This window comes from Citrobacter sp. CK206, assembly GCF_030333125.1.
Taxonomy (GTDB): domain Bacteria; phylum Pseudomonadota; class Gammaproteobacteria; order Enterobacterales; family Enterobacteriaceae; genus Citrobacter_B; species Citrobacter_B koseri.
In genome coordinates this window covers 125,207-137,530 of sequence record NZ_JAOWGM010000028.1, presented here as the reverse complement: position 1 = coordinate 137,530, position 12,324 = coordinate 125,207, and the positions used below count along the sequence as shown (strand labels likewise).

General features: G+C 55.4%; 11 protein-coding genes. 10 read left to right on the top strand and 1 reads right to left on the bottom strand.

Translation table 11 applies throughout. The annotated features are described in order from the left end of the window. Positions 1–6 precede the first annotated feature (6 nt). From ftsY to livJ, 6 genes are all read left to right on the top strand, one after another. A complete protein-coding gene (gene ftsY / locus OGX81_RS13225) occupies positions 7–1,509 on the top strand; it encodes a signal recognition particle-docking protein FtsY (protein ID WP_104868087.1) in 1,503 nt (500 codons plus the stop codon). 2 nt (positions 1,510–1,511) lie between these two features. After that, positions 1,512–2,180 carry a cell division ATP-binding protein FtsE gene (ftsE, locus tag OGX81_RS13220; protein WP_012135575.1) on the top strand — a complete coding sequence of 223 codons (669 nt, stop codon included), beginning with the start codon at positions 1,512–1,514 and terminating at the stop codon, positions 2,178–2,180. Beyond that, positions 2,173–3,231, top strand: coding sequence for a permease-like cell division protein FtsX (gene ftsX / locus OGX81_RS13215; RefSeq protein WP_024131031.1), 1,059 nt, complete (start codon positions 2,173–2,175; stop codon positions 3,229–3,231). The genes ftsE and ftsX overlap by 8 nt, the downstream gene beginning before the upstream one ends. Positions 3,232–3,489: 258 nt before the next feature. Then, positions 3,490–4,344, top strand: coding sequence for an RNA polymerase sigma factor RpoH (gene rpoH / locus OGX81_RS13210; protein ID WP_012135571.1), 855 nt, complete (start codon positions 3,490–3,492; stop codon positions 4,342–4,344). Between the two features lie 224 nt (positions 4,345–4,568). Continuing rightward, the gene (locus OGX81_RS13205; RefSeq protein WP_104868088.1) at positions 4,569–5,834 is read left to right on the top strand and encodes a 4-aminobutyrate--2-oxoglutarate transaminase; all 1,266 of its coding nucleotides are present in this window, start codon (positions 4,569–4,571) and stop codon (positions 5,832–5,834) included. 206 nt (positions 5,835–6,040) lie between these two features. Beyond that, the gene (gene livJ, locus OGX81_RS13200) at positions 6,041–7,144 is read left to right on the top strand and encodes a branched chain amino acid ABC transporter substrate-binding protein LivJ (RefSeq protein ID WP_024131030.1); all 1,104 of its coding nucleotides are present in this window, start codon (positions 6,041–6,043) and stop codon (positions 7,142–7,144) included. 100 nt (positions 7,145–7,244) lie between these two features. Here the strand turns inward: livJ and panM are convergent, their stop codons facing one another. Then, positions 7,245–7,628, bottom strand: a complete 384-nt coding sequence (gene panM, locus OGX81_RS13195) for an aspartate 1-decarboxylase autocleavage activator PanM (RefSeq protein ID WP_024131029.1) — start codon at positions 7,626–7,628, stop codon at positions 7,245–7,247. A gap of 543 nt (positions 7,629–8,171) precedes the next feature. On the opposite strand from panM, the gene livK reads away from it, so the two are divergent. The 4 genes from livK to livG all read left to right on the top strand — a co-directional run bounded on the left by livK (position 8,172) and on the right by livG (position 12,307). Beyond that, on the top strand, positions 8,172–9,281 hold the full coding sequence (gene livK, locus OGX81_RS13190) for a high-affinity branched-chain amino acid ABC transporter substrate-binding protein LivK (protein WP_012135565.1): 1,110 nt from the start codon (positions 8,172–8,174) through the stop codon (positions 9,279–9,281). Between the two features lie 61 nt (positions 9,282–9,342). Next, a complete protein-coding gene (livH, locus tag OGX81_RS13185; RefSeq protein WP_012135564.1) occupies positions 9,343–10,269 on the top strand; it encodes a high-affinity branched-chain amino acid ABC transporter permease LivH in 927 nt (308 codons plus the stop codon). Continuing rightward, on the top strand, positions 10,266–11,543 hold the full coding sequence (livM, locus tag OGX81_RS13180) for a branched chain amino acid ABC transporter permease LivM (RefSeq protein WP_012135563.1): 1,278 nt from the start codon (positions 10,266–10,268) through the stop codon (positions 11,541–11,543). Before livH ends, livM begins: the two co-directional genes overlap by 4 nt. Then, positions 11,540–12,307, top strand: coding sequence for a high-affinity branched-chain amino acid ABC transporter ATP-binding protein LivG (livG, locus tag OGX81_RS13175; RefSeq protein WP_047460588.1), 768 nt, complete (start codon positions 11,540–11,542; stop codon positions 12,305–12,307). Before livM ends, livG begins: the two co-directional genes overlap by 4 nt. Positions 12,308–12,324: the final 17 nt, after the last annotated feature.

The window sequence follows — 12,324 nt, the reverse complement described above, 5'->3', positions numbered from 1 at the left end:
TCGCAGATGGCAAAACAGAAAAAACGTGGCTTCTTTTCCTGGCTGGGCTTTGGTGAAAAAGAGCAGGAACAGGAACAAAAAACCGAAGAACAACAGCGTGTTGAAGAACTGTTAGCGCCAGAAACGCCGGTTGAGACGGCGGCAGAGGCCGACGCGGAAACGCACGCCCACGGCAAGGCGGAAACCGACGCTTTCGCCGAAGCCGTGGTGAACGTCACCGAACAGGTTCAGGAAAGCGAAAAACCGCAGCCGGTTGAGCCAGAGCCTGTCGTAGAGCCTGTTGTTGACCCCGTGGTTGAAGAAGACATCGTTGAGCCGCAGGCGGTGGTGGAACATGAAGAACTGCCGCTGCCGGAAGAGGTGAACGTCGAAGAGACGTCGCCTGAAGAGTGGCAGGCCGAAGCGGAAACGGTAGAGATCGTGGAGGCGGTAGAAGAAGAGGCGCAAAACGAACCGCAACTGACCGACGAAGAACGGGAAGCGCAGGCGCTGGTGGTGGAAGCGGCGGAAGACGCGGTGGTTGTCGTGCCGGCGGCGGAAGAAGAGACGCCGGTTGAGGAGGTGATTCAGGAGCAAGAGAAGCCGACAAAAGAGGGTTTCTTTGCGCGCCTGAAACGTAGTCTTCTGAAAACAAAAGAAAATCTCGGTTCAGGATTTATCAGTCTGTTCCGTGGTAAGAAAATCGACGATGATCTGTTTGAAGAACTGGAAGAGCAGTTACTGATTGCCGATGTGGGCGTGGAAACCACTCGCAAGATCATCGCTAACCTGACAGAGGGCGCCAGCCGCAAACAGCTGCATGACGCCGAAGCGCTGTATGGCCTGCTGAAAGACGAGATGGGCGATATCCTCGCAAAAGTTGACGAACCGCTTAATATTGAAGGCAAAACGCCATTTGTTATTCTGATGGTTGGCGTTAACGGCGTGGGGAAAACCACCACGATCGGTAAGCTGGCGCGTCAGTTCGAGCAGCAGGGCAAATCCGTGATGCTGGCGGCGGGGGATACCTTCCGTGCGGCGGCGGTAGAGCAGTTGCAGGTCTGGGGCCAGCGTAACAACATTCCGGTTATCGCCCAGCATACCGGCGCGGATTCCGCTTCCGTTATCTTTGACGCCATCCAGGCGGCGAAAGCGCGTAATGTGGATGTGCTGATTGCCGATACCGCGGGTCGCTTGCAGAACAAAGCGCACCTGATGGAAGAACTGAAAAAAATCGTTCGCGTGATGAAGAAACTCGACGAAGATGCGCCGCATGAAGTGATGCTGACCATCGACGCCAGCACCGGGCAGAATGCGATAAGCCAGGCCAAACTGTTCCATGAAGCGGTTGGCCTGACCGGTATCACCCTGACCAAGCTGGATGGCACGGCGAAGGGTGGGGTTATCTTCTCGGTTGCCGATCAGTTTGGCATTCCTATCCGCTATATTGGTGTGGGCGAACGTATCGAGGATTTACGTCCGTTTAAGGCGGACGATTTTATAGAGGCACTTTTTGCCCGAGAGGATTAACAATGATTCGCTTTGAACATGTCAGCAAGGCCTATCTCGGTGGGAGACAAGCGCTGCAAGGAGTCACATTCCACATGCAGCCAGGCGAGATGGCGTTTCTGACCGGCCACTCAGGCGCGGGGAAAAGTACCCTGCTGAAGCTTATCTGTGGGATTGAACGGCCGAGCGCCGGGAAAATCTTCTTCAGCGGGCATGACATTACGCGCCTGAAAAACCGTGAAGTGCCGTTTCTGCGTCGTCAGATCGGAATGATTTTCCAGGATCACCACCTGCTGATGGATCGTACGGTCTATGACAACGTGGCGATCCCGTTGATTATCGCTGGCGCCAGCGGGGACGACATCCGTCGTCGTGTGTCGGCGGCGCTGGATAAAGTCGGGCTGCTGGACAAAGCGAGGAATTTTCCCATTCAACTCTCTGGCGGTGAGCAGCAGCGCGTGGGGATTGCCCGTGCGGTGGTGAACAAGCCTGCGGTGCTGCTGGCGGATGAACCGACCGGGAACCTGGATGATGCCTTATCGGAAGGGATTTTACGTCTGTTTGAAGAGTTTAACCGCGTTGGGGTGACGGTATTGATGGCGACGCACGACATCGGGCTTATCTCCCGTCGTTCGTACCGTATGCTCACCCTGAGCGAAGGTCATTTGCATGGAGGCCTGGTCAGTGAATAAGCGTGACGCTATCAACCAAATCAGGCAGTTTGGCGGCAGACTGGACCGTTTTCGTAAATCTGGCGGTTCGTCCGGCGACGGCGGCCGCAATGCGCCGAGACGCGCAAAACCCTCGCCAAAGCCGAACTCGCGTAAAACCAACGTCTTTAACGAGCAGGTGCGCTATGCGTTCCAGGGCGCGTTACAGGATCTGAAAAGCAAGCCGCTGGCGACGTTTCTGACGGTGATGGTGATTGCCATCTCTCTGACGCTGCCAAGCGTCTGCTACATGGTCTATAAGAACGTCAACCAGGCGGCGACGCAGTACTATCCGTCCCCGCAGATCACCGTTTACCTGCAAAAGACGCTGGATGACGACGCGGCCGCCGGGGTGGTCGCACAGCTCCAGGCCGAGCAGGGGGTGGAGAAGGTCAACTATCTCTCCCGCGACGATGCGCTTGGCGAGTTCCGCAACTGGTCTGGCTTTGGCGGCGCGTTGGACATGCTGGAAGAGAATCCGCTTCCGGCAGTGGCGGTGGTGATCCCGAAACTGGATTTCCAGGGAACGGAGTCGCTGAATACGTTACGCGATCGCATCTCGCAGATTAACGGCATTGATGAAGTGCGTATGGATGATAGCTGGTTTGCCCGTCTGGCGGCGCTGACCGGGCTGGTAGGGCGCGTTTCCGCGATGATCGGCGTGCTGATGGTGGCGGCGGTGTTCCTCGTCATCGGCAACAGCGTGCGCCTGAGCATTTTCGCCCGCCGTGACACCATCAACGTGCAGAAACTGATTGGCGCGACGGATGGATTTATCCTGCGACCGTTCCTGTACGGCGGCGCGCTGCTCGGCTTTTCGGGGGCATTTCTTTCACTGATTTTGTCAGAAATTTTGGTGATGCGCTTGTCGTCTGCGGTGACGGAAGTGGCGCAGGTTTTCGGAACGAAGTTTGATATCAATGGCTTATCGTTCGATGAGTGCCTGTTGCTGCTGCTGGTGTGCTCGATGATCGGCTGGGTTGCGGCGTGGCTTGCCACTGTGCAACATTTACGTCACTTTACTCCCGATTAATAAAAGCGTGGTATACTCTTTCCCTGCAATGAGTTCCCGTTCGCAGGGAAAGAGCATCAAAACATCTCATTTCCCTGCCCACAGTGTTTTTTCATAGCGGTGTCACATTTTGTGCGTAATTTATTCACAACGTTGCATTGAACTTGTGGATAAAATCACTGTCTGATAAAAGAGTGAGTGCTATTCTCGTTGCTCATAAACGCTGGCACGTTTGTTGCTCATTTGCAGTGCCAGACGATATAAATTGAGAGGATTTGAATGACCAAAGAAATGCAAAATTTAGCTTTAGCCCCTGTTGGTAACCTGGAATCTTACATCCGGGCTGCAAACGCGTGGCCGATGTTATCGGCTGACGAAGAACGGGCACTGGCTGAAAAGCTGCATTACCAGGGCGATCTGGAAGCAGCTAAGACGCTGATTCTGTCTCACCTGCGCTTTGTTGTTCATGTTGCTCGTAACTATGCGGGCTATGGCCTGCCGCAGGCGGATCTGATTCAGGAAGGTAACATCGGCCTGATGAAAGCCGTGCGCCGTTTTAACCCGGAAGTGGGTGTGCGCCTGGTTTCTTTCGCCGTGCACTGGATCAAAGCGGAGATCCACGAATACGTATTGCGTAACTGGCGTATCGTTAAAGTCGCAACCACCAAAGCACAGCGTAAGCTGTTCTTTAACCTGCGTAAAACCAAGCAGCGTCTGGGCTGGTTTAATCAGGATGAAGTGGAAATGGTGGCGCGCGAACTGGGCGTAACCAGCAAAGACGTCCGCGAGATGGAATCCCGTATGGCGGCGCAGGACATGACGTTTGACATGTCTTCGGACGACGAGTCTGACAGCCAGCCGATGGCGCCAGTGCTGTATTTGCAGGATAAAACCTCTAACTTTGCCGACGGCATTGAAGAGGATAACTGGGAAGATCAGGCGGCAAACAAACTGACCCACGCAATGGAAGGTCTGGACGAGCGTAGCCAGGACATCATTCGCGCCCGTTGGCTGGACGAAGACAATAAGTCCACGCTACAGGAGCTGGCCGATCGCTATGGCGTTTCTGCTGAACGTGTACGTCAGCTTGAAAAGAACGCGATGAAGAAACTGCGCGCCGCTATCGAAGCGTAATTTCCGCGAAGTGCCCGAAAAACCCTGGATGAGAATCCGGGGTTTTTTGTTTTCCAGGCCGAATAAGGCACCGCCGCCATCCGGCAAACAGGCCGACATAAATGCCCGATGGCGCTTCGCTTATCGGGCTACGGGGATAACGCTTTTTTTCTCCCCCGCTCTGGCGAATTCTTCCCCCCTGGCAAACACTTACCGATGGGTTGTGCGCATCTTAGGGGGAGAAGGTGAAAAATAACGAACTGAATGAAAGACGGTTGCAGGCGACGCCGCGCGGCATCGGGGTGATGTGCGGTTTCTATGCCGACAGAGCGGAAAACGCCACGCTGTGGGATATTGAAGGCAATGAGGTGATTGATTTCGCCGCCGGAATTGCCGTGTTGAACACCGGGCACCGCCATCCAAAAGTCATCGCGGCAATTGAAAAACAGCTCCAGTCATTTACCCATACCGCGTATCAAATCGTGCCTTATGCAAGCTACGTTACGCTTGCCGAGCGTATTAACGAGCGTGTGCCGGTCAACGGCCCGGCGAAAACGGCTTTCTTCTCCACCGGCGCGGAGGCGGTCGAAAACGCGGTGAAAATTGCGCGCGCCTGTACCCGACGACCGGGGCTGATTACCTTTGGCGGCGCGTTTCACGGGCGAACCTTTATGACGATGGCGCTCACCGGTAAGGTCGCGCCCTACAAAATTGGCTTTGGGCCGTTCCCGGGATCGGTCTATCACGCGCAATATCCGAATCCTTTGCATGGCGTTACCACGGCGGATGCGCTGAACAGTCTCGAACGGATTTTTAAAGCCGATATTGCGCCGGACCAGGTGGCGGCCATTATCCTGGAACCGGTGCAGGGGGAAGGGGGCTTTAACGTCGCGCCAACGGATTTCATGCAGGCGCTGCGTACGTTATGCGATACCCACGGCATCTTGCTGATCGCCGATGAAGTGCAGACCGGTTTTGCCCGTACAGGCAAACTGTTTGCGATGGAGCACCACGGCGTTCAGCCGGATCTCATCACGATGGCTAAAAGTCTGGCTGGCGGTATGCCGCTGTCGGCGGTATCCGGTCGCGCCGAGGTGATGGATGCGCCTGCGCCGGGCGGTCTTGGCGGCACCTACGCCGGAAACCCGCTGGCGGTGGCCGCCGCGCATGCGGTGCTTGATGTGATTGAAGAAGACGATCTCTGCACTCGCGCCACGCAGCTTGGTCAGCATCTGGTTGAGGTGTTGAACAAAGCGAAAGCCGCCTGCCCGTTCATTGCCGAGATCCGCGCGCAGGGCTCGATGGTGGCGGTAGAGTTTACCGATCCGCAGACCGGCCAGCCGTCCCCGGAATTTACCCGGCAGGTGCAGGATCGCGCGTTGCAGGAGGGTCTGCTGCTACTCAGCTGCGGTGTTTACGGCAACGTGATCCGCTTCCTCTATCCGCTGACGATCCCCGATGCGCAGTTCCGTAAAGCGCTGGAGATCATTACGCGTTCGCTGACACGATAAACCGATGCCGCCCGTTGCGGCGGTGCCCCGTTTTGTCATCAACTTGTTATCTGACTGTCAAATTAGCTATTCCAAAATCATAAAAATCGGGTATGTTTTAGCAGAGTATGCTGCTAAAGCACGGGTGGCTTACCATTAATTGAAATAAAGTGCTGAACAACAACATCACAACATACGTAATAACCACAATAATGGGGATTCTCAGGATGAATATGAAGGGTAAAGCGTTATTGGCAGGATGTATCGCCCTGTCTTTGAGCAATATGGCGTTTGCTAAGGATATCAAAGTGGCCGTTGTCGGCGCGATGTCTGGCCCGGTAGCGCAGTACGGCGATCAGGAATTTACCGGCGCGGAGCAGGCGATTGCCGATATCAACGCGAAAGGCGGCATCAAGGGCGATAAGCTGGTTGCCGTGAAATATGATGATGCCTGCGACCCGAAACAAGCGGTAGCCGTAGCCAACAAAGTGGTCAACGACGGCATTAAATATGTTATCGGCCACCTGTGCTCCTCATCCACGCAGCCTGCGTCTGATATCTATGAAGACGAAGGCATTCTGATGATTACTCCGGCTGCGACCGCACCGGAACTGACCGCGCGCGGTTATCAGCTGATCCTGCGCACCACCGGTCTGGACTCCGATCAGGGGCCGACGGCGGCGAAATATATTCTGGAAAGCGTGAAGCCGCAGCGCATCGCCATTATTCACGATAAGCAGCAGTACGGTGAAGGCCTGGCGCGCGCGGTGCAGGATGGCCTGAAAAAAGGCAACGCCAACGTGGTGTTCTTCGACGGGATTACCGCCGGCGAGAAAGATTTCTCCACCCTGGTGGCGCGCCTGAAGAAAGAGAACATCGACTTTGTGTATTACGGCGGCTACCACCCTGAGATGGGGCAGATCCTGCGCCAGGCTCGCGCTGCTGGCCTGAAAACGAAGTTTATGGGGCCGGAAGGGGTAGCGAACGTGTCGCTGTCTAACATTGCCGGTGAGTCTGCCGAGGGGATGCTGGTCACCAAGCCGAAGAACTACGATCAGGTTCCGGCGAACAAACCGATTGTAGACGCGATCAAAGCGAAGAAACAGGACCCAAGCGGCGCGTTTGTGTGGACCACCTACGCGGCGTTGCAGTCATTGCAGGCGGGTCTGAATCAGTCCGACGATCCGGCTGAAATCGCCAAATACCTGAAAGCGAATACCGTGGAAACCGTTATGGGGCCGTTGTCCTGGGATGAGAAGGGCGATCTGAAAGGCTTTGAGTTCGGCGTCTTTACCTGGCATGCCGACGGTACAGCAACCGACGCCAGGTAATTGAGTGCCGGGTGGCGGCTTCGTCTTACCCCCTGGAAAATTGCGTGAGAGTTGCGAAACACGTAAGCCGGATAAGCGTCAGCGCCATCCGGCTTTTTTATTACCGTTTTTCCCAGCCGTCCGCCTGCGCCGTAAACCCTAATGCCTGCATAAACGCCGCCATTACGCCTCGCTCTTCGACGCCGACATCTGCCATCCACCAGGCTGAAACGCCCGGATTATTGCGGATCACCTCTTCCACCAGATACTGCCCCACGCCGCGACGACGCGTGATCTCGCGAACCCGCAATGAGTCCAGCGCGCCTTGCGTACCGCTTAGCGTTACCCGCACAGCGCCCAACAGACGCTCATTGAAACGCGCCGCGTAGATCCGGTGAGTATCATCTACGCTTAAAGACGAGGCGGAGTATTCCGGCCAGATTTTACCCAGATCGATGAGATCCTGGGCGCTAAAGTTTTCTAAACGAACGATGGTCAGCTTCATCGACAGCATGTCCAAATCACCAAAGAGAGAACCAGTGTACCGAAATAATGTGTTCCGACACTTTCTCTTTTTTATTTCATTTACCAGGCGATTAGTTTTTTGGCAACGATAAGTACAGTTTGAAACATCAGAGAATGAAAAACAGGCAGGATAATCCCCTGGGAGGCAGTGTTTTATTCCGCTCTTTGTACCGTTATTTTATGCTGACAAGTGCGCTTTTTTTTGTTTATCTATAGCTGAAATCAGAATATTATCTTTTCTTAATCGACTGAAAAATAGAGTGTTTACTCTGATTTTGCATAAAAAACTGTGCTAAACCATTAATGCAACAGGTAAAAATAGCATAGTTCAAAAAAAGCACAGTCTGCTTTTTAACCACATAAATACAAAATATATACACAAAATCATTCAAGGTGCATCAAGGCGGCAAGAGCGTGAATCCCCGGAGCTTACATAAGTAAGTGACTGGGGGAACGCACGTAGCCAACACCGAAGCAGCGTGAAGGATGAAGTGTAATAACGTCACGAATGGGGATTCAGTAAATGAAACGGAATGCGAAAACGATCATCGCAGGAGTGGTTGCACTGGCGATGTCGCATACGGCAATGGCGGACGATATTAAAGTCGCCGTTGTCGGGGCGATGTCCGGCCCGGTAGCGCAGTGGGGCGATATGGAATTTAACGGCGCGCGTCAGGCCATTAAAGACATCAACGCCAAAGGCGGCATCAAAGGCGATAAGCTGGTGGGCGTTGAGTATGACGACGCCTGTGACCCGAAACAGGCTGTCGCGGTGGCGAACAAAATCGTCAACGACGGCATTCAGTACGTTATCGGCCACCTGTGCTCCTCTTCCACACAGCCCGCGTCTGATATCTATGAAGATGAAGGCATCCTGATGATCTCCCCGGGCGCCACAAACCCGGAGCTGACGCAGCGCGGCTACGAACACATCATGCGTACGGCGGGCCTGGACTCCTCCCAGGGGCCAACGGCGGCGAAATATATTCTTGAGAAAGTGAAGCCGCAGCGTATCGCCATTATTCACGATAAGCAGCAGTACGGTGAAGGTCTGGCGCGTTCCGTACAGGACAGCCTGAAAGCGGGCAACGCCAATATCGTGTTCTTTGACGGGATTACCGCTGGCGAGAAAGACTTTTCCGCGCTGATTGCCCGCCTGCAAAAAGAGAATATCGACTTCGTTTATTACGGCGGTTACTACCCGGAAATGGGCCAGATGCTGCGCCAGGCGCGCGCTATCGGCCTGAAAACCCAGTTTATGGGACCAGAGGGCGTGGGCAATGCCTCACTGTCCAACATCGCTGGCGCGGCGGCAGAAGGCATGCTGGTGACGATGCCAAAACGCTATGACCAGGACCCGGCGAACAAAGGCATTGTCGATGCCCTTAAAGCCGACAAAAAAGATCCTACCGGCCCTTACGTGTGGATCACCTACGCTGCGGTGCAGTCGCTGGCAACCGCAATGGATCGTACCGGCAGCAAAGCGCCGCTCGATCTGGTGAAAGATCTGAAAGCACACGGGGCTGATACCGTGATTGGGCCGCTGAACTGGGATGAAAAAGGCGATCTGAAGGGATTTGAGTTTGGTGTCTTCCAGTGGCATGCCGACGGCTCATCGACCGTTGCCAAATAACGCCTGAAGACAAGTTATCCCTCCGCCCGCGCAAAACGGGCGGGTTGAGAAAGGTTACCTTATGTCCGAGCAGTTTCTCTATTTCTTGCAGCAGATGTTTAACGGCGTCACGCTGGGAAGCACTTATGCGCTGATCGCTATCGGCTATACGATGGTTTACGGCATTATCGGCATGATCAACTTCGCCCACGGCGAGGTCTATATGATCGGCAGCTATGTCTCTTTCATGATCATCGCCGCGCTGATGATGATGGGCATTGATACCAGCTGGCTGCTGGTCGCCGCCGGGTTCGTCGGGGCTATCATTATCGCCAGCGCCTATGGCTGGAGTATTGAACGGGTGGCCTATCGGCCAGTGCGCAGTTCCAAGCGACTGATTGCGCTCATCTCCGCGATCGGGATGTCTATTTTCCTGCAAAACTACGTCAGTCTTACCGAAGGTTCGCGTGACGTGGCGCTCCCCAGCCTGTTTAACGGCCAGTGGATTATCGGCAGCAGTGAGAACTTCGCCGCCAGCATTACCACCATGCAGTTGGTCATCTGGATTGTCACTTTCCTGGCGATGCTGGCGCTGACGCTGTTCATCCGTTACTCCCGTATGGGACGCGCCTGCCGCGCCTGTGCGGAAGACCTGAAAATGGCGAGTCTGCTGGGCATTAATACCGACCGCGTGATTGCGCTGACCTTTGTGATTGGCGCGGCGATGGCGGCGGTGGCGGGCGTGCTGCTCGGTCAGTTCTATGGCGTTATCAACCCGTATATTGGCTTTATGGCCGGGATGAAGGCCTTCACCGCCGCGGTGCTTGGCGGCATCGGCAGCATTCCTGGCGCGATGATTGGCGGCCTGATTCTGGGCGTCGCCGAAGCGCTCTCCTCTGCGTACCTGAGTACCGAATATAAAGATGTGGTGTCGTTTGCGCTGCTGATTCTGGTGCTGCTGGTCATGCCGACCGGTATCCTGGGCCGCCCGGAGGTAGAGAAAGTATGAAACCGATGCATTTTGCGATGGCGCTGCTCTCTGCCGCCATGTTCTTCGTGCTGGCGGGCGTCTTTATGGGCGTTCAACTGGAACTCGATGGCACCAAACTGGTGGTGGGGACTGCTGCGGATATTCGCTGGCAGTGGGTGTTTATCGGTACTGCTGTGGTCTTTTTCTTCCAGTTGCTGCGACCGATTTTCCAGAAAAGCCTGAAGGGCATTTCCGGGCCTAAATTTGTTCTGCCAGCGATTGATGGCTCAACCGTGAAGCAGAAGCTATTCCTGATTGCGCTGCTGGTCATCGCCGTCGTGTGGCCGTTTATGGTGTCGCGCGGCACCGTTGATATCGCCACGCTGACCATGATTTATATCATCCTCGGTCTTGGGCTGAACGTGGTGGTGGGGCTGTCTGGTCTGCTGGTGCTGGGCTACGGCGGTTTCTACGCCATTGGTGCGTATACCTTCGCGTTGCTGAACCACTATTACGGTCTGGGGTTCTGGACCTGCCTGCCGCTGGCGGGGCTGGTTGCGGCGGCGGCGGGCTTCCTGCTTGGCTTCCCGGTATTGCGCCTGCGCGGCGACTACCTGGCGATAGTGACCTTAGGATTTGGCGAGATTGTGCGCATCCTGCTGCTCAATAACACCGAAGTGACCGGCGGGCCGAACGGTATCAGCCAGATCCCGAAACCGACATTCTTTGGTCTGGAGTTCAGCCGTACCGCCCGTGAAGGCGGCTGGGATACCTTCAGCAACTTCTTCGGCGTGAAATACGATCCATCCGACCGCGTGATTTGGCTTTACCTGGTGGCGTTGCTGCTGGTCGTCTTCTCGCTGTTTGTGATCAACCGTCTGCTGCGTATGCCGCTGGGGCGGGCATGGGAAGCGCTGCGTGAAGATGAAATTGCCTGCCGTTCATTAGGCTTAAGCCCGACGCGCATTAAGCTGACGGCGTTTACCATCAGCGCCGCGTTTGCGGGGTTCGCCGGAACGCTGTTCGCCGCGCGCCAGGGCTTTGTCAGCCCGGAGTCGTTCACCTTCGCCGAATCCGCTTTTGTACTGGCGATTGTGGTGCTTGGCGGCATGGGTTCGCAGTTCGCCGTTATTCTCGCCGCTATCCTGCTGGTGGTATCGCGCGAGCTGATGCGTGACTTCAACGAATACAGCATGTTGATGCTCGGTGGTTTGATGGTACTGATGATGATCTGGCGTCCGCAGGGCTTGCTGCCGATGACCCGTCCGCAGTTGAAACTGAAAAACGGGGAAGCGAAAGGAGAGCAGGCATGAGTCAGCCATTATTATCCGTTAACGGCCTGATGATGCGCTTTGGCGGTCTGCTGGCGGTAAACAACGTTGAACTGGAGTTGCATCCACGCGAAATCGTCTCATTGATCGGGCCAAACGGCGCCGGGAAAACCACGGTCTTTAACTGCCTGACCGGTTTCTATAAACCGACCGGCGGCACCATTATGCTGCGCGATCAGCATCTGGAAGGGCTGCCGGGCCAGCAGATTGCCCGTATGGGCGTGGTGCGTACCTTCCAGCACGTCCGCCTGTTCCGTGAGATGACGGTGATTGAAAACCTGCTGGTGGCGCAACATCAGCAGTTGAAAACCGGCGTCTTTTCGGGTCTGTTGAAGACTCCGGCGTTCCGTCGGGCGCAGAGTGAAGCGCTCGATCGCGCCGCCACCTGGCTGGAGCGTATCGGCCTGCTGGAGCACGCCAACCGCCAGGCCAGCAACCTGGCCTACGGCGACCAGCGTCGTCTGGAGATCGCCCGCTGCATGGTGACGCAGCCGGAGATCCTGATGCTGGATGAACCGGCGGCGGGTCTGAACCCGAAAGAGACCAAAGAGCTGGACGAATTAATTGCGGAGCTGCGTAATCATCACAACACCACCATTCTGCTGATTGAGCATGATATGAAGCTGGTGATGGGGATTTCCGATCGCATTTACGTGGTGAACCAGGGAACGCCGCTGGCGAACGGGACGCCGGAAGAAGTTCGCAACAACCCGGACGTGATCCGCGCCTATTTAGGTGAAGCATAATGGTGGTGACGCATAAG